21 protein-coding genes, 3 tRNA genes and 1 other RNA gene are annotated in these 18149 nt (G+C 27.7%); 16 read left to right on the top strand and 9 right to left on the bottom strand.

Annotated features, from left to right (window positions below; genetic code table 11):
* Nucleotides 1-2 precede the first annotated feature (2 nt).
* Nucleotides 3-351, bottom strand: a transfer-messenger RNA (tmRNA) gene (ssrA, locus tag DYA59_RS00685).
* A gap of 46 nt (nucleotides 352-397) precedes the next feature.
* Nucleotides 398-838, bottom strand: a complete 441-nt coding sequence (smpB, locus tag DYA59_RS00680; RefSeq protein ID WP_115268381.1) for an SsrA-binding protein SmpB — start codon at nucleotides 836-838, stop codon at nucleotides 398-400.
* Nucleotides 839-996: 158 nt separating this feature from the next.
* On the opposite strand from smpB, the gene DYA59_RS00675 reads away from it, so the two are divergent.
* From DYA59_RS00675 to DYA59_RS00600, 16 genes are all read left to right on the top strand, one after another.
* On the top strand, nucleotides 997-1548 hold the full coding sequence (locus tag DYA59_RS00675) for a hypothetical protein (protein WP_115268379.1): 552 nt from the start codon (nucleotides 997-999) through the stop codon (nucleotides 1546-1548).
* 2 nt (nucleotides 1549-1550) lie between these two features.
* Nucleotides 1551-1730, top strand: coding sequence for a hypothetical protein (locus tag DYA59_RS00670; protein ID WP_115268377.1), 180 nt, complete (start codon nucleotides 1551-1553; stop codon nucleotides 1728-1730).
* Nucleotides 1730-2995 carry an ATPase, T2SS/T4P/T4SS family gene (locus tag DYA59_RS00665; RefSeq protein WP_172606974.1) on the top strand — a complete coding sequence of 422 codons (1266 nt, stop codon included), beginning with the start codon at nucleotides 1730-1732 and terminating at the stop codon, nucleotides 2993-2995. Before DYA59_RS00670 ends, DYA59_RS00665 begins: the two co-directional genes overlap by 1 nt.
* Nucleotides 2996-2997: 2 nt before the next feature.
* Nucleotides 2998-4164, top strand: a complete 1167-nt coding sequence (locus tag DYA59_RS00660; RefSeq protein WP_147280953.1) for a type II secretion system F family protein — start codon at nucleotides 2998-3000, stop codon at nucleotides 4162-4164.
* A 14-nt stretch (nucleotides 4165-4178) separates the two neighbouring features.
* Nucleotides 4179-4676, top strand: coding sequence for a type II secretion system protein (locus DYA59_RS00655; RefSeq protein ID WP_115268372.1), 498 nt, complete (start codon nucleotides 4179-4181; stop codon nucleotides 4674-4676).
* Nucleotides 4661-5092 (top strand): prepilin peptidase, encoded by a 432-nt coding sequence (locus DYA59_RS00650; RefSeq protein WP_115268370.1) that lies wholly within the window; start codon nucleotides 4661-4663, stop codon nucleotides 5090-5092. Before DYA59_RS00655 ends, DYA59_RS00650 begins: the two co-directional genes overlap by 16 nt.
* Nucleotides 5093-5094: 2 nt before the next feature.
* Nucleotides 5095-5517 carry a hypothetical protein gene (locus DYA59_RS00645; RefSeq protein ID WP_115268368.1) on the top strand — a complete coding sequence of 141 codons (423 nt, stop codon included), beginning with the start codon at nucleotides 5095-5097 and terminating at the stop codon, nucleotides 5515-5517.
* 5 nt (nucleotides 5518-5522) lie between these two features.
* Complete coding sequence (locus tag DYA59_RS00640) at nucleotides 5523-6110, top strand: type II secretion system protein (protein WP_172606923.1); 588 nt, start codon at nucleotides 5523-5525, stop codon at nucleotides 6108-6110.
* Nucleotides 6091-6687, top strand: coding sequence for a hypothetical protein (locus DYA59_RS00635; RefSeq protein WP_115268364.1), 597 nt, complete (start codon nucleotides 6091-6093; stop codon nucleotides 6685-6687). The genes DYA59_RS00640 and DYA59_RS00635 overlap by 20 nt, the downstream gene beginning before the upstream one ends.
* Nucleotides 6674-7834, top strand: coding sequence for a hypothetical protein (locus tag DYA59_RS00630; RefSeq protein ID WP_115268362.1), 1161 nt, complete (start codon nucleotides 6674-6676; stop codon nucleotides 7832-7834). Before DYA59_RS00635 ends, DYA59_RS00630 begins: the two co-directional genes overlap by 14 nt.
* On the top strand, nucleotides 7812-8597 hold the full coding sequence (locus DYA59_RS00625; protein ID WP_115268360.1) for a hypothetical protein: 786 nt from the start codon (nucleotides 7812-7814) through the stop codon (nucleotides 8595-8597). Before DYA59_RS00630 ends, DYA59_RS00625 begins: the two co-directional genes overlap by 23 nt.
* 10 nt (nucleotides 8598-8607) lie before the next feature.
* Entirely contained in the window at nucleotides 8608-10275 is a 1668-nt protein-coding gene (locus DYA59_RS00620) for a general secretion pathway protein GspD (protein WP_115268358.1), read from the top strand.
* A 15-nt stretch (nucleotides 10276-10290) separates the two neighbouring features.
* Nucleotides 10291-11289 carry a D-glycero-beta-D-manno-heptose-7-phosphate kinase gene (gene rfaE1 / locus DYA59_RS00615; protein ID WP_115268356.1) on the top strand — a complete coding sequence of 333 codons (999 nt, stop codon included), beginning with the start codon at nucleotides 10291-10293 and terminating at the stop codon, nucleotides 11287-11289.
* Complete coding sequence (gene ispF / locus DYA59_RS00610) at nucleotides 11282-11758, top strand: 2-C-methyl-D-erythritol 2,4-cyclodiphosphate synthase (protein ID WP_115268354.1); 477 nt, start codon at nucleotides 11282-11284, stop codon at nucleotides 11756-11758. The genes rfaE1 and ispF overlap by 8 nt, the downstream gene beginning before the upstream one ends.
* A gap of 83 nt (nucleotides 11759-11841) precedes the next feature.
* Nucleotides 11842-12264: a hypothetical protein gene (locus DYA59_RS00605; protein ID WP_115268353.1), complete on the top strand. Its 423-nt coding sequence runs from the start codon at nucleotides 11842-11844 to the stop codon at nucleotides 12262-12264.
* A 167-nt stretch (nucleotides 12265-12431) separates the two neighbouring features.
* Nucleotides 12432-13790 carry a sodium/glutamate symporter gene (locus DYA59_RS00600; protein ID WP_115268351.1) on the top strand — a complete coding sequence of 453 codons (1359 nt, stop codon included), beginning with the start codon at nucleotides 12432-12434 and terminating at the stop codon, nucleotides 13788-13790.
* A 101-nt stretch (nucleotides 13791-13891) separates the two neighbouring features.
* Here the strand turns inward: DYA59_RS00600 and DYA59_RS00595 are convergent, their stop codons facing one another.
* The 7 genes from DYA59_RS00595 to proC all read right to left on the bottom strand — a co-directional run bounded on the left by DYA59_RS00595 (nucleotide 13892) and on the right by proC (nucleotide 18149).
* Nucleotides 13892-15091, bottom strand: coding sequence for an argininosuccinate synthase (locus tag DYA59_RS00595; protein ID WP_115268349.1), 1200 nt, complete (start codon nucleotides 15089-15091; stop codon nucleotides 13892-13894).
* Between the two features lie 25 nt (nucleotides 15092-15116).
* Nucleotides 15117-15845 (bottom strand): basic amino acid ABC transporter substrate-binding protein, encoded by a 729-nt coding sequence (locus tag DYA59_RS00590; RefSeq protein WP_115268347.1) that lies wholly within the window; start codon nucleotides 15843-15845, stop codon nucleotides 15117-15119.
* A 398-nt stretch (nucleotides 15846-16243) separates the two neighbouring features.
* A complete protein-coding gene (locus tag DYA59_RS00585) occupies nucleotides 16244-16876 on the bottom strand; it encodes a LysE family translocator (RefSeq protein ID WP_115268345.1) in 633 nt (210 codons plus the stop codon).
* Between the two features lie 111 nt (nucleotides 16877-16987).
* A tRNA-Arg gene (locus DYA59_RS00580) sits at nucleotides 16988-17064 on the bottom strand.
* Nucleotides 17065-17108: 44 nt separating this feature from the next.
* Nucleotides 17109-17199: transfer RNA gene (locus DYA59_RS00575), tRNA-Ser, on the bottom strand.
* A gap of 5 nt (nucleotides 17200-17204) precedes the next feature.
* Nucleotides 17205-17288: transfer RNA gene (locus tag DYA59_RS00570), tRNA-Ser, on the bottom strand.
* Between the two features lie 48 nt (nucleotides 17289-17336).
* Complete coding sequence (gene proC, locus DYA59_RS00565) at nucleotides 17337-18149, bottom strand: pyrroline-5-carboxylate reductase (protein ID WP_115268343.1); 813 nt, start codon at nucleotides 18147-18149, stop codon at nucleotides 17337-17339.

Genomic DNA, 18149 nt, shown 5'->3' with positions numbered 1-18149 from the left:
GTTGGTGGAGATGACGGGAATCGAACCCGTGTCCGAAATTACCAGCGCCATAAACCTCTACAAGCTTAGTCTGTTATTAAATTTCGCTACAGTCACTCCCACAGACAGGGCTGACTGAAACTATCCTCTCATATGTCCCTTTAAGCTTAGAGAAATCACTAAAGGTAATCTGTATATTAGTAACACCTATATTAAACTCTCCTACAGAAAAGAAAGTTTGAAGGTGAGCTGACTATTAAGCAGCTAAAGCGTAATTTCTGTTTCCATCTAAACGATGTGTTAACCTCTCACAGCGGTCAACCTGGCCTGCTATCTATAACCTCATAACCCCGTCGAAACCTTTGCATCCCCATTATTCAATTCTACACATTAGTATATCATATTTTAAAAAAAAATTCTATCTGATTTTTATCATTCTCTGTATATCCCTTTGTGTATCTCTTTTAGCTATACTTTCTCTTTTATCATAGTTTTTCTTTCCTCTAGCTAAAGCAATAGAAACTTTAATATATCCCTTTGAAAGATGGATATCTAATGGAACTATTGTATATCCTTTTTGAGTAACTTTATCATGCAATTTTCTAATTTCTTTTTTGTGAAGCAAAAGCTTTCTTACTCTCCTTTCTTCAGGATTATAAACACTCCCAAAACTCCATGGGACAATGGACATCCCCATAATAAAAATTTCTCCACTTATTATTCTGACAAAAGCTTCTTTTATACTTATTTTTCCAGCCTTAGCTGATTTTACCTCACTTCCAACTAGCTCTATTCCAGCCTCATACTTATCTTCAATAAAGTAATCAAAATAGGCTTTTTTATTTCCTGCTAAAACCATAACTTCCTCCATTTTTAATACTTTTCACCATATTATACCTTGTTTTTCATTTTTTTTCTATTATTTTCCTAATCCGTAACAAATAAATTGTTAAAACTCTCTCAATAACTCTTGATTATTGAAAAAAATATGGTATACTCTTAGCAAGATAAAAATTGATGAAAAACAGAAAAGGGTTTTATTTTATAGATACGCTATTTCAAATAAGTCTTGTTCTTTTATTATTAAGTTTTGGTCTAATATATTTTAGAAAACTTATAGAAAGAGAGGAGTTGATAAAAGCTAAAACAGAAATCTATGAAGTTTTCACTACTTATGCTATTAAAGCTTTTAACAGTAGAACAAGCTATGATATTGAACTAGATTACCTTAAAAAAAAGATTACTATATCTAAGATGAGTGTTATAGATAAAGAAGTCATTCATCTTCCTAGAAAATTAAAATACATTAGTATCTTTGAAAAGCAAACACAAGTAAAGTTCAAATCTAAGATTACTTCAAATGGAAATATCACTCCATCTTTTAGTATTTATATCTTTGGTTATGATAATATTGCAAAATATCGAATTTCATTTTACGGTTTTGATTTGATAAAATATATGCAAATCAATGTGTATAAAAATATTGATGATAAAACAGCTAAATATGATAATATTTTACTTTTTCATAATAAATGGACTACTGCAAATCCAAAGTGGAAGGAGGAATAAATATGAAGTTTATACTATTTTTTCTTCTTTACTTCATTCCAAATTTTATTTTTTCAAAATCCCTAGATCAAGAAATAGTTAAAGTTACTATTTTTATAAAGGGAAATAATTATACTAGCTATGTCATACTATCTAACAAAGAAAATCCAAATACTTTTTTTATTGTAGGTGAAAAATTATGATAAAAAATAGCTCAGAAAAAATTAAAGATATCTTCAAAGAGATGAGCTCCCATAGTAAAAAATCAAAATTTTCTACTGAACTTAGTATAGATTCTTCACTAGAATCTAATAATCCCATTGTTGTAAAAGGATTAAGTGCTATTATTCTCTCTGGAGTAGAGAAAAAAGCTAGTGATATTCATATAGAGCCCTTAAAAGATAGAACTAGAATTCGATATAGAATAGATGGGATTCTTCATGAAGAAATGAATATTGACTCTTCTCTTCATTCTTCTTTAATTTCTAGATTAAAAATTATTTCTAAACTTGATATTACGGAAAGAAAACTTCCTCAAGATGGAAAATTTAGAATGGAGATAGATGAAAAAAATATAGATTTTAGAGTCTCTACTGTTCCACTTATAACCGGTGAAAAAGCTGTTATTAGAATTTTAGATAGAGAAAATTATAGTTTCGAATTGGAAAACCTAGGTCTTAATCTAGAAAATTTCAATAAAATATCTAATCTCATTAATAAAAAAAATGGAATAATTTTAGCTTGTGGACCTACTGGCTCCGGTAAAAGTAGTTTTATATATTCCATATTAAAAAAATTAAATAATGGACAAGTTAATATTTCTACTGTTGAAGATCCAGTTGAATATGAAATAGAGGGAATTAATCAGGTCCAATACAACCAAGAAATTGGTAGAGATTTTTCTACTGTCTTAAAAGCTTATCTTCGACAAGATCCCGATATATTAATGATAGGTGAAATAAGGGATTATGAAACAGCTGAAATAGCAGTCAAAGCTGCTCTCACAGGACATCTAGTTCTATCTACACTACATACTTATGATTCTATAAGTGGAATATTTAGGCTACTCAATATCGGAGTTGAAAAATATATGGTTTCTACTTCAATCATTGGAATAGTAGCTCAGCGTTTAGTTAGAAGATTATGTCCACATTGCCTTACTATCGATCAAGACTTCTTAGCAAAACTTTCGCTTTTAAAAGTTGATTTAAATGCATTCAAAGATAAAGTTTTCTATATAGCTAATGGCTGTGAAAAATGTAAGTATACTGGTTATCAAGGACGAATTGCTATCTTTGAATTGCTCTTATTTGACAATGAGATAAGAAATCTTTTAGAAAAAAATATCTCTTTACAAGATCTACAAAATTTAACTAAAAGAAAAGGAGTCAAAACTTTGATTGAAGACGGGATAGAAAAAGCACTAAACAAAATAACTTCTTTAGATGAGATTATAAGGCAGTGTTAATTATGAAATTTTACTCCTTTAAAGTTTATGATAGCCAAAGAAAAAAACTCTCTTATTTAATTGGATTTGACTCATCAAAAGATTTTCATAATTATCTTAAAAAAAATAAATTAATTCTCATATCTTATAAAATAATTACACCAAAATACAAGATTTTGCAAAGTGATATTCTAAATTTTACAAAAAATTTTAAAACTTTGTTAGAAAGTGGACTAACTATCTCAACAGTTTTAGATATTTTAAGCTCTCAAGAAAAAAATAATATATTTTCTAGTATCATAAATGATATTAAAAATAAAATTTTAAATGGAAAAAATATTTATCTCGCTTTTTTAGAATATAGGGATGTCTTTGGGGATACCTATCTCAATCTTTTATTAGTCGGAGAAGAATCTGGTCAACTTTTAAAAAATCTAGATAAGATATGTGAAAATATAATTTTAAAAGAAAAAATTAAACGAGATATCAAAGAAGCAATGCTCTACCCTAGTATTGTTTTTGTATTTGCCATACTTCTATTATTTTTTATGCTTATCTTTGTTTTTCCTAGCTTTATCTCGTTATTCAAAAATACAAATACAAAATTACCTTTACTTACTGAATTTATAATTTTTCTCAGTGAAAATATCCTCTACATTTTACTTATTATATTTTTTCTTATAACTGGAATTATTTTATTTTTTAAAAAAATTTCATTAGAAAAATCTCAAAATTTGAAATTGAAATTCCCACTCTATGGAAAAATTATAAAAAAAAGTTTACTTATTAATCTTACACAAAATTTTTCTATAATGAGTGAAGTTGGAATTAATATTATTGATATCTTAGAAAGTTTAAAAAAAGCTACACCCTATATTTTTTTACAATATGAATTACAAGAAATTCAATCCAAAATTAAAGTTGGGAATTCTATTGAAGAGGCATTTTCTTTAAGTTCTTTACTCAATAGTAATCAGTTAGATATTATTTCTGTAGGAGAAAAAACTGGAAAGCTAAGTGATGCTTTTGCTTCCATATCTTTTATTGAGCAAAAAGAGTTAGAAGCCTATCTCTTCAAACTTACAACATTTTTACAACCTATCTTACTTCTAACTTTAGGAATTATTATAGGAATAATAATTTTAGCTATTTATTTACCTATATTTAATATTTCAGAAATCATAATATAAGGGGGAATTTTTTTATGAAAAACAAAGGTTTCAGTTTAATTGAAGTCACTGTTGCTATTGCACTTATTGGAATTATGGCAAGTATAGGTGTTCCAAAACTGCGTAAACAGATAGCTATTGGAAGAGATACAAAAGCCATAGCCATCCTAGGCACTTTACGGACAGCTAGCGAGCTCTATTTTATAGAAACTGGAGAGTCTCCAGCTAATGTTACTGGCACTCCCGAAGAAGGATCTACAACTATAGAAGCTCTAAAAAAACTTGAACCATATCTTGATGAAAAAACTTTTAAAGAGATAGAAGATGGAAACCTAGAAATAGGAGGAAGTAGAACTACAAATCCTGATAATTCTCAAGTTGAAGAAACTATAAACTACGGCGGAACTATTGGACTCACATTTAAAAACCCAAATATAACAGATTCTAGTGGAAGTGATGGAATATACATTTGGTTTCAACCAGCTGAAAATAAAGAGTATGATACAAAAGGAAATAAATGGACAGAATACTAATTTTTATTATACTTTTTTTTATTATATTTATAGATATTAAAAAACTCTATATCCCAAATTTTTTAAATTTTTCTTTACTTATAGTAGGAATATTTTTAAAAAAATTTGATTACGAAATTATAGAAAATAGTATTATAGGTATGGGTTTATATACACTTCCATTACTATTACTTTATGGATACCTTTCTGACATTTTAAACAAAGAGATTTTTGGTTTTGGTGATATAAAGCTTTTGTTATCTCTAGGATATATCCTAGGTTATACTAACTTTTTCGACCTTTATCTTTACTACCTCATCTCTTTTACCACAGCTTCATTTGTTGGAATAATATTTTTTATTAGTAAAAGAAAAAAAAGAGAAATTCCTTTTTCTCCATTTTTAATTCTTGCTTTCCTTTTTATTTGGTTGAGGTAATTATGAAAAATAAAGGTCTAAGTTTTATTGAAATAGTTATATCTATTGCACTTTTTTTTATAAGTATTTTTCCATTGATAAAATACATTCACTTTTCATTCTCTAGCAATAGGAGATACATTTCTTTAGAAAAAAGTTTTTATAATTTTAAAGCTATTGAAAAGCAACTACTAGTCCAAGAGTTTGAACTTTTAGAAAATTCAATTGGAAAGAAAGAATATAATTTTGAAACTTTTGGAAAAGATAATATTACCAAAAATTTCTTTCTTCCCTATCAGCTAGATAAGGAGTCAAAATTAGAATTAGAGATCTCAAAAGTTTACTATCATGATGAAATTGAAAAATATGAGTATTTAAAAATAAACTTTATGTATATTAATAATAATAAAAGTTTTAAAAGCGAGAATTTAGTTAATAAATGGTGATTTTTATGAAAAAAAATCGTGGATTTTCACTTTTAGAAGTAATCTTTACTTTAGGTCTTCTAAGTATATTTTCTGCATTAATTTTTCCACTTTTAAAAATCTCTAACGATCTAAGTACTTCTCTCATGAATCAAAGTCTTTTTGAAAAAGATACGGTAAAACTCTTATCACTTATAGAAAAAAGTATTGATAATAGCCAAATAGCGCCAATAAACTACATTGGTAAGGAATATCTAGAAAATGCTGCTATAGTGTTAAATTATAATAAAGAAATTCAACTTGGATTAACTGAAGATTTTTTCAAGAAAAAAACAAATAGGGGAAATACACTTTTTTTAGAATTACCAACAAGTGATGGAAAAAATATTTTTTATTTTTTTGTCATATTTAGATTCTATCTTGGAAAATTACAAGTTATTGAGTGTAAAAATTACAATAATATTGTTTATGTTGAAAATAGTAACTCTATTGCTGACAATATTCATGGTTATTTTGAAAAAACTACTACTGGCATTATTATCAATATAGAAATTTTGAATAATGATCTATCAAAAGTTAGGAGTTTAAAAGGATATGAAAACTTCAAAAAATAAAGCTTTTATACTGCTTAGTACACTCTTACTTACTATTTTTTTATCTTGGAATTTTTTGATTGGCTACAAGATTATTTTTAGAAAAGGAGAAAGATTGTCTTCTCACTTTTCTACTATACAAATAGACTCTGAACTTCACAATTTGAGGATACTTATCTACGATGAATTACATAAAATAGATCAAATTCTTTCTTCTGGAAGTTACGAAAATGCAGCTGAGTATATAGGTATTGATGAGAAATATACAAGAATTTGGTTTGGAAATAACGATAATAACTACAGTAAAAATAGATATTTTCTTTACAGGCTAAGATTTAATGGAAAAATTTGTTATAAATTCAGTGATAGCGGTAAGGTAAACTTTAAAGAAATTATTCTAATTAATCTTTATTCTAATCCATATACAATTAATACAGTTACTATAGAGATGAAAAAAACTCTCTCTAATCCTGAAGATAATACTCTTATTTCCTTCTTAGCTAAAATAGATTTACTTTATGAAAAAGGAAATAAAAACCCTCTTAATCCTAATTTAGAAACTTTAAAGGAGTTCGTGGTTAACATTGAAAATAATTGATAAATTTCTAACAAAAAAGAAAATTAATTTTTTTACTTTAGATGAGATTGAAAATTATCAGGAAGGAATTCTTATACTAGATAGTAATTTTTTCCATATCATTCCTATGATCTTTTCTAAAGATATAGATAAAAGAGAAAGAGAATTTGAAATAATAGAAAAACTTGAAAATATCTTTGAAGATTATGATGAACTCTACTATTTAGAAAAAGAGTTAAGCTTAAAAATAGAAAATAATTTAGAAAAGATACTTTTTATTACAATAGAGAAGGATAAAATTTATACTCTTCTAGATAATTTAAAAGAAAAAAATATAACTCTTTTAGGAATATATCCACTCTTTTTATTAGAGCTTTTTAATAAAAACAATATAGAAAAAACATATGTAGAAATAGAAGATGAAAAATATAGACTCTATTACTTTTTAGAAAATAAATTGGTCAATTTTCAAGAAAGTGAATTTGAAAAGGATGAACTATTGTCTTTTCCTAAGTATCTAGAAGAAAATCTCAAAGGTGAAAGCTTTGTTTATGAAGCTCAAAAAGAAATAATTAAATACTTTCCAAATTTAAAAGTCAAAGATTGGAGAGAATATCCACTAACTTTAAAAACTGATTTTAATTTTATTCCTAACGAATATATCTTAGAAGAAAATTATAAAAAAAATTTAAAAATTTCTACTTTCATTATCTCACTTATTATAATTATATCTTCAATTTTATTTTTCACACTATATTTTCTAAGACAAACAATTGACAACAAAATTTATACTTATCAAGAAAATTTTTCTTCAATCCACGAAAAAAATCTAAAAATTAGAGATGAAATATTAAAATTAGAAGAAGAGATCAGAAATATCAAAAAAAATAGTAAAGTAAAATATTTTAATCAAATAAAACTTCATAAAATTCTGACTTCTATATCTCAAAATGAAAATTTAGAACTTACTAATTTTGAATACGGCGATGGTATTATTAATCTTCAAGGTATTTCTAACTCTGAAGATGCAATTTATAAATTTCAAAACAGTATTCTCCAAAATAAACTTTTTAAAAAATTTAATCATGACTATATTAAACTCAAAAATGATAGTTATGAGTTTAATATAGATATAGAGGTGACAAATGATATCCTTGAAGAATTTTAATTATCATGAATATAAAGCTCAGATTCTTTTGTTTATTTCTATCTTTATTGCTGGTTTTATTATGTATAGCTTAATATTTTTACCTTTTAAAGATTATAAAGGAAAAGTAGAAGCTTTAAAATCTCTTCAAATTAAAATTAAAAAAGAGCAAAAAACAAAACAAGCTAGTACCCAAAGATACAATAAATTATTAGAAAATCTTGAACAGCTAAAGATTTCTCAAAATAATATTGAAAAGATTGAAAAAAATAAAAGTTTTAAAAATATAAGTAGCCTTGAGAAATTTATAAGCGAAAAAGCTAACTCTCATCATTTAATTATTAACACTATTGGTAGGGTTGAAAAGGTAAATAACAGCAATAAAATTTACATACCTTATATAATAGAAGGTGAAGATAAAGATATCTTATCATTTCTTGAAGAACTAGAAAAAAACAAGAAAAAAATTTCTTTTAGTGATAGTATTACAAAAATATCCTTTACTCCTAGAGGAAAAATTATTACAAAAATATCTTCTAATGTACTTAATACAATAGAACAAGAAATTAATCAAGACTCACTTATAACAATTTCAAAACTAAGCAATAAAAAAATATCTAATATTAAATATTTAAGCTTTAATAAAAAAAACTATATAATACTAAATTATAAAGATGGTAGTAAAAATATTTTTTATGAGGGTGAGGAAGTTATACTCAATAATTTAAGATATAAGATTATTCTTAAAAACAACTCCCCTTTTTTACAACTACTTGAAAATTAGGGGAGATTTTATGAGAAAAAAAAATCTTATACTTTTAATAATTTTTTTTATTTGTTATAATAGTTATGGACAATTTGATCATACAAAACTTAAAAATCACATCACTTATGAATTAAATTTACAAAATATGACTTTAGGAGAAACTCTTAATATTATCAGTCAAGAAAGTAAAGTAGCTATAATCCCAAGTGATGAGATAAAAGATATTATTTTAAACACCTATTTTCCTGCTGATATCTCATTAGAAGATATACTCAATACATTTATTCAACTCTATAATCTTAAACTTTCTAAAAGTGGTCAAATCTTTATTTTAAGTAAAAGAGGAGAAAATAATAATTTTATCTTCTCTGGTCGTGTGGAATCTGAAGAATCAAAAAAAGGACTTGAAAGAGTGAAAATAACTCTAATAAATAGCTTTTCTCAGCCTGTATTCTCAACTTATGATGGTTACTTTTTACTAAATGATATAGATCCAGCTGTATATATTGTAAAATTTGAAAAAGAAGGCTATTTTCCTATTATTGATCTAATAGATTTAACAGAAATGAATAAATCTATAAATATCACTATGAAAAGGGAAAATAAGTTCTTTAATAGAGAAGAAAAATCTTCATTAAAAAAAGATAATACTTCTTATCAAAATATGGTCAATGGTAAAAAAATTCTAACTGAAACAATACATATTTACAATAATAACTGTGAAGATATAAAGAAGCTTCTTTTAGAAACTTTCGGAAGTTTATTAAAAATCTCATCTCTTCCTAAGAAAAATATTCTTCTACTTTCTGGAGAAGAGGAAATCATAAAAAGTTCTAAAGCTCTTATTGCAGATTTAGATAGTGATATGAAACAGATTAGAATAGATGCACAAATTCTCGATGTTACTAATAATCTTTTTGAAAATTTAGGATTTAATTGGATATATAATAATAATGAAAATCTCAAAGGAAATGAAGATTGGAATTTTTCTTTATTAGGTAGTAGTTCTGTCACTGGACTTGGAAATGCTTACTCTTCAGCTATCTCTATCTCAAAACAGTTTAATGCTGGAAGTGATATACTTAATCTTGGAATTAATCTCTTAGAAAGCACTCAAGACCTAGTAGTAAGTTCTAGACCATCTATTTTGGTGTTAGATGGGGAAGAAGGAAGTTTTAAAGTTGCTGAAGAGGTCATTGTTGGGGAACAAAAGGAGGAAGATGAAGATAACAATAGAGTCATCACTACTCCTATATTTAGGGAAGCTGGTGTTATTTTGAAGGTAACACCTACTATTAGAAAAGATGGCTGGGTAATCCTAAAAGTATTAATAGAAATTAGTAATTTTAAATTAAAAATTAATAAAGATGAGGCAGAAGATAGTGGGACATATAACTCTGAAGGTGGATCTAAAATAGGTAGAAGTATAGAAACTACCATTAAAATAAGAGATGGAGAAACCATATTTATAGGAGGATTAAAAAAAGCTACAGTTCATAATCTCAACAGCCAAATTCCATTTTTCGGTACACTTCCTATGATTGATATTTTTTTCAAAAATCAAAATATAAGTCATGAAATAAGTGATATCTATATAAAAATGAAAGTAAATATTGTTAACAATGAAACTGATTCCTTCGAACGAGATGAAATTCATCAAAGAGCAAAGGATATAATAAATAGAAAAATTTATTAAGAAAAGAGGAGCGTTATGAAAAACAGATTAGATTTACAAAAAATATTAGATAGTTTTAAAAATATAAAGATAGGAGTTGTTGGAGACCTTATGTTAGATGATTATATAATAGGTGTAGTTGACAGAATTTCACCAGAAGCTCCAGTACCTGTCGTTAATGTCAAAGAAGAAAGATTTGTCTTAGGTGGAGCAGCCAATGTTGTAAATAATTTATCAGTGCTTGAGGCTCAAACCATATGTTTTGGTGTCATTGGTACAGATACAAATGGAGATAGATTACTCAAAACTTTTGATGAAAAAGGAATAGATAGTTCAGGTATTATTAGAACAAAGGAGATTCCTACTATTGTTAAGAGAAGAATATTAGCTGGAAATCAACAACTTTTAAGAATTGATTGGGAAAAAGCAGAAACTATTTCAAAAGAACTAGAAGAGCTTTTATTAGAAAATTTTAAATCTAAAATTGACTCACTCGATGCTGTTATCCTATCTGATTATGACAAAGGGGTCCTCACTCCAAAAGTTGCTAAAGAGATTGTCAAAATTTGTAAAGCTAAAAATAAGATAGTTACTGTTGATCCTAAACCTAAAAATGCTATGAATTACATTGGTGCTACATCTATGACACCTAATAGAAAGGAAGCTATGGAATGCTTAGGTAAAAATAATGTTACTGATTTTGAAGCTCTTGGAAAAGAATTAAAAGAAAAATTACAACTTGATAATCTCTTACTTACTAGAAGTGAAGAAGGAATGAGCCTATTTTTAAACGAAATTATAAATATCCCTACTTTCGCTAAAGAAGTCTATGATGTCACTGGAGCTGGTGATACTGTTATATCTGTTTTTACTCTAGCTAGTGCTGCTGGTGTAGATTGGCATGAGGCAGCTAAAATAGCTAATACTGCTGCTGGTATTGTAGTTGGTAAGATGGGGACATCAACTGTTACAAAAGATGAGATTTTAGAATTTTATAACCAAATTTATGAAAGATGGGAGTGCAATAATGTTTAGAATTGGTAATGGATATGATGTTCATAAACTTGTAGAAGGAAGAAAACTAATCTTGGGTGGTATTGAAATTCCTCATATTAAAGGAGTTCTTGGACATTCTGATGGGGATGTATTAATTCACGCTATTATGGATGCTATGCTTGGAGCCTTAGCTCTAGGAGATATCGGACAACATTTTCCAGATACTGATATTCAATATAAAGATATCGATAGTACAATTTTATTAGCTAAAGTTAATGAACTTATAACTAAAAAGAAATATAAAATTGTCAATATTGATTCTGTAATAGTTTTACAGAAACCAAAAATAAAACCATATATTGAAGAAATGAGAAAAAAAATAGCTCAAATACTAGAAATAAACATAGAGCAAATCAGTATAAAAGCTACTACTGAAGAAAAATTAGGTTTCACTGGTGATGAAACTGGAGTAAAATCATATTGTGTTATTTTATTAGAAAAAATATAATTTTAGTCTGACATATTGAGGTCATAAACAAAAGTTATACTTAATCCATAAAGGAAATTAAAAAATTTTTGGAGGTATAACTTATGAAAAAAATTATTTTAACTGTAGGAGTTGCAACACTATTAATTGGAAGTACTGTATTTGCTAGAGGTATGGGAAATATGGGTAGAGGAACTGGAGCTTGTTACCAAAATTATTCGGTTGCTTATGGAAGAAATTATAACAATTCAAACACTCACTACGCTTATGGAAGAAATTTCAATAATCCAAATACTAATTGTGGTTATGGAAGAAATTTTAATAGAAATGGTCTTCCTTTAGATAAGAAATTAGAAGAAAATAGAATTTTTATAGCAGAAAGAAAGATAGAAATCAGAAAAGAATTATTAAAAGATACTCCAGATTGGAATAGAGTAGAAAAACTAAATCAAGAAATTGTTATGAAAAGAACTGAAAATCAAAAATATAATATGGAAAATAGAAACTATAACTGTAGATTTCTTTAAAAATTGACTAGTATACTTCTATAATAAAAGTTCTGAGGCTGTTGCAATGTAATTATTCCCTTTTAAATGAGGAGTAATATACAATTAAAAATTTTGCAGTAGCCTTTTTTTATTTACCTTTATGAATTTTAATGATATAATTACTTATTAATTTTTAGGAGGTATTCATGCAACAATTTTTTTACATTCTTTGTTATCTCAGTTTTCTTTTAATTTTAGGAGTAATTATAAAATCCAAATTTAAAATTTTTCAAGAATTATTTATTCCAGCTTCAATCATAGGTGGTGGAATTGGTTTAATAATTGGACCTGAGATTTTAGGAAAACTCAGTTCATTTTCTATTCCTATTACTTGGAATAAAGATATCTCATTACTTCCTAGTATACTCATAGTTCCTATAATAGCTAGTATTCCACTAGGAATGAATTTCAACATAAAAAATAGTAAGGGAGAGGCTAAAGATATTATAAATACTAGCTTTATTCTATTTATTGTAACTTTTTTACAATTAGCTATAGGCTATTTTGTAAATTTTATCTATACATATATACTAGGCAAGCCTCTTTATCCTACTTTTGGAGCTGAGCTTAATACTGGATTTGCTGGTGGACATGGAACAGCTGGAATGATAGGTAAAACTTTACAAGAGATGAATATAGATTATTGGCAAATATCACAAGGTATAGCTACTACTACTGCCACTTTTGGTCTTATAGGTGGAATTTTAATCGGTGTCTATCTTATCAATAGAGCCTGTCGAAATGGAGAGACATCTCTTTTAAAAAATCCAAGTCATATACCACAAGAACTAAAACAAGGTTATTATAAGGATATAACTAAACAAAACTCAATAGGACGAGAGACCATGCTATCATCATCAATAGATACTTTAGCTCTTCATGTTGCCATTATTTTTTCTGTGTGTGGAGTCTCATATCTTTTTTTAGATTTTATCAGAAAGTATAAGATTCCTATCCTTTCATCTGTCTCAGTTTGGGCACTTGCTATGATACTTATGATAAGTGTATGGCAAATTATAAAGAAACTAGATTTGGAGTGGTGTATTGATGTAAAAATTAAAAGTAAAATTTCTGCACTTCTTACAGAGTTTGCAATAGTAAGTGCTGTGGCATCTCTACCACTTAGGGCTGTTTTTACATATTTTTTACCAATCACAATAATGCTTATTCTAGGCTTTATTGGTACTTGGTACTGTATAAAATACTATTGTTACAAATACTTTAGAAATAATTATGCCTTTGAAAGAGCAATATCAATAACTGGAACTAGTTTTGGAGTGTTTCTCACTGGAATATTACTTTTAAAAATATGTGACTCTGAGTTTTCCTCTCCTGTCCTTGGGGATTACTCACTAGGTTTTTCAATTACCGCTCTAATTGGACCTTTAATGATAGTTTCAGCTATCATTTTGAGTGCTAATTATGGTGTTATCACACCACTTTTGCTAAATATAGTTCTCATTTTAATATTTTCATTTATTCTTCAAAAAATAAATAAAAATTAAAATAAAGAATTGCCCTGTACACTCAAACCTTTAATTGTGTACCAGGCAATTCTTTCTCTATGTTAGTCTATATTTGAATGGAAAATTATACCCTAAGTTACCTATTTTCTTAATAAACTTTCTATTTTAATAGGTAATCCAAATAAATTAATAAAACCTTCTGCATCTTGTTGATTATATACTGTATCTTCATCAAATGTTGAAAAATCTTCTGAATACAAAGAATATGGTGATTCCATTCCATTTAAAAGTATATTTCCCTTATATAATTTTAAATTTACAATACCTGTTATATACTCCTGAGTTTCATCTACAAAAGCTGAAAGAGACTTTCTATATTTTGTAAACCACTGTCCATTGTATATTAATTTAGCCATATCATGTGAAAGTTTTATCTTTGCTTGAAGGGTATCTCTATCTAAACAAAGTCTTTCTAACTCTTCATGTGCAAAATATAATATTGTCCCTCCAGGAGTCTCATACACACCTCTTGATTTCATTCCAACAAGACGATTCTCAACTAAATCTATCACTCCTATTCCATGCTTAGCTCCTATTTCATTTAATTTATTAATAAGAGCAACTCCGTCTAACTTCTCTCCATTTAATTTGATTGGTACTCCCTTCTCAAACTCAATAGATACATATTCAGCTATATCACTCGATTTTTCTAAAGGTAAAACCCATTGTAATACATCCTCATATTTAGGAGTATTAGCTGGAGATTCTAATTCTTGTCCTTCATGACTAATATGGAAAAGATTTTCATCTCTACTATATGTAACTCCCTCTTTAAAAGGTAAATCTATATTATGAGATTTCAAATATTCAATCTCCTGTTTACGAGATTTTATACTCCAAATTCGCCAAGGTGCTATCATTTTCATATTTGGTGCTAAGGCTTTAACCCCTAATTCAAATCTAACCTGATCATTTCCTTTACCTGTTGCCCCATGTGCTATATAACTAGCTCCCTCTTTTATAGCTATTTCTACAAGAGCCTTCGCTATGACTGGTCTTGCTATTGATGTTCCTAATAAATATTCATTTTCATATTTAGCTCCTGATTTTAACATTGGAAAAATAAAATCATTTACTAATTCAGCTTTTTTATCTACCACATAGAATTTAGAAGCTCCAATAGCCAAAGCTCTTTTCTCTACCTCTACAAAATCATCTTTTTGACCTACATCCACTGATACAGCTATAACCTCTATATTATTATAATTTTCTTTCAACCAAGGTACAATTACTGAAGTATCAAGTCCACCTGAATAAGCCAACACTACCTTTTCTTTCATTAAAATTCCTCTCCTCTATCCTAAATTATTTATCAGAAAAATATTTTTTAATCAACTTATCATAAGTTCCATTTGCTTTCAATTCAACTAATGCTTTATCTATATCTTCTACAAGAGCCTCATCAGTTTTTCTTACCGCTATTGCGTACTCTTCTTTAGCAACATCTGTATTTATTAATTCTAATTCTGGATTTTGTTTAGCATAGTTTTTAGCTGGTTCTGAATCTAAAACAACAACTTCTACCTTTTGAGCTTTAAGTGCCATTATTGCCTCTGATGTTCCATTATATCTATGAACTTTCACCCCTTCTATCTCACTTACAGCTATATCTCCAGTATATCCTAAAACAACTCCTACATGATGTCCTTTTAACTCATCGAATGATTTCACAACTGGATTTTCTTTATTTATCAACATCATCTGATTTGACTCATAGTAAGTTTGTGAAAAATTTACAAATTTCTTTCTCTCTTCAGTAGCAGTCATTCCAGCAATAATTACATCTATTTTTTTAGTTTGAAGAGCTGGTAATAATCCATCAAAAGCTATGTTCTTCCATATGATCTCTTTCCCAGTAATTTTTGCTATTTCCTCCATTAAATCAACATCAAAACCTACAATCTCTCCATTTTGTAAATACTCAAATGGTTCAAATTCAGCATTAGTTCCAACATAAAGTTTCTCTGCTCCAAAACTAAGTCCAGATATAACAAACATAAACATAAAAACAACTTTTAAAAATACTTTTTTCATAAAATTTCCTCCTAAAATGTTTTAAATTATTTATATAACTAAAAAACAGATCGACATCTTTTGAATGTCAATCTGTTAATAACAAAATATACCATAGTTTTTACACTTAATCCGAAACATATTTAGAAATCAAGTGTACAATCTTAATTTTTAAAAATTTTAAGAAATACTATACACCTAATCACTAAAAAATATTCTCTTCAGAAGAATCAGTAAAAATATTAACAGACTCATTACAAAAGAAATTATATATAGTTGTATTATATTTCCTGTTCCTTAGTAATGTTATCATTAACATTTTTCTCTTCCTCCTCTTCATTGATTTGAAATAATCTTATCATAATCCCATTTAATTGTCAACAATTTTTTACTTTATTTTTTGAAAGTTCTTCTAATCATTAATTTATCTTAGCTCTTAATAAATTTACTCCTAAAACAATAAATATAGTTCCTGAGATTTTATTAATTATCTTTCCAAAATTTTTATTCTTTTTTAAAAATATTGCTATGAACGAAGCAAATATTGAAAGTGATACACACCAAGTACCTGATATTACAAAAGAGGTCAATCCTAAAAGTGCAAATGGAAGGGCTCCATAACTATTTGCAACATCTACAAATTGTGGTAAAAAAGCTAAAAAAAATAACGCTACCTTAGGATTCAAAATATTTGTTACCATTCCTTGAATAAAAGATTTTTTTAAATCTTCTTTTAGCTGCCCTTTTTCTTCAAGTAAAAGATTATCTTTAGATTTAATACTTTTTATTCCCATATATACTAAATAGATAGCTCCTAATAGCTTTACTACATTGAATAATGTTATTGAATTTTTTAAAACTAAAGATAGACCAAATGCAGCTAAAAAAGTGTGTATAAGTATTCCAGAACATATTCCTAAAGCTGAATAGATTCCAGATTTTCTACTATTTGCTATTGCTTGTCCCAAAATAAACATTGTATCACTTCCTGGTATCAATGCTAATATTACACTAGAAGTAATATACATCTCATAATTAACTATTCCAAACATTTTTTCTCCTTTACGATTTTTTAAGAGTATATTTATTTTTATATTATTTTTTTAATACTATTAATATTCGAATAAAAAAAGAGAGCACATACTCTCTAAATATTATTTGAGTGGCGCGCCCGAGAGGAATCGAACCCCTAACCTTCTGATCCGTAGTCAGACGCTCTATCCAATTGAGCTACGAACGCAGTTTTATAAAAAAAAGGTAGTCCTACTACCCGTTTCATTCAAATGGCGGTGAAGGAGAGATTTGAACTCTCGGTACCGTTTATAGGTACTCTCCCTTAGCAGGGGAGTGCATTAGGCCACTCTGCCACTTCACCTTTTATGGCGGAAGATCAGAGATTCGAACTCTGAAGCCTTGCGGCGCCGGTTTTCAAGACCGGTTCCTTACCAATTAGGATAACCTTCCAAGCACATAAGATAATATCACATAATTTTAATTTTGTCAATTTATTTTTTAGTTACTATTACTATCTTTGCTCATTTCTTTAGACTTTTTTATCGTCTTTGTTACAGCTCTAATAACTGCTCCTCTAAAACCAGCTTCCTCTAAATATCTAACTCCTACTATTGTAGTCCCACCTGGAGAGCATACACTATCCTTCAACTCTCCTGGATGTTTTCCACTTTCTAAAAATAACTTTCCACATCCTATTAGAGTCTGTCCTACTAACTTATAAGCATCACTTCTTGGTAATCCTTCATACACAGCCGCATCTGCTAAAGCCTCTATAAACATGAACATAAAAGCTGGAGAAGATCCAGAAGCTCCTATAACAGCATCAAATAACTCCTCTTTTGTCTCAATAGCTACCCCAATTTTTTCAAAAAGTTCTTTAAAAAACTCCTTTTCATTATTTTCTACATTTTCATTAAAAGCATAAGCTATACACCCTTCTTGTACCATCAATGGTAAATTTGGCATAGTTCTTACTATTTTACTATTTCTGTTATCTATTGCATCTAAAACACTTTCCAATGTTATTCCAGGAGCCATAGTAACTATTATTTTACTACTATTGACACTATCTTTTATCTTATTGATCACATCAAAATAGACATTTGGTTTTACTGCTAAAAATATTATATCACATTCCTCTACAATGGTAACTTCTTTTTCATACCAATTAATATTATATTTTTGAGCTATCTCTTCCCCTTTTAACTTATCACATACATATAAATCCCCTAACTCTACCAATTCAGAATTTATAATGCCTTTTAAAAAGGCCTCTCCCATATTCCCACAACCTATAAAACCTATTTTCAT

It is taken from the genome of Fusobacterium necrogenes (genome assembly GCF_900450765.1).
GTDB lineage: Bacteria > Fusobacteriota > Fusobacteriia > Fusobacteriales > Fusobacteriaceae > Fusobacterium_A > Fusobacterium_A necrogenes.
The sequence above is the reverse complement of the archived record's forward strand: the minus strand, read 5'-3'. Positions and strand labels throughout refer to the sequence as shown.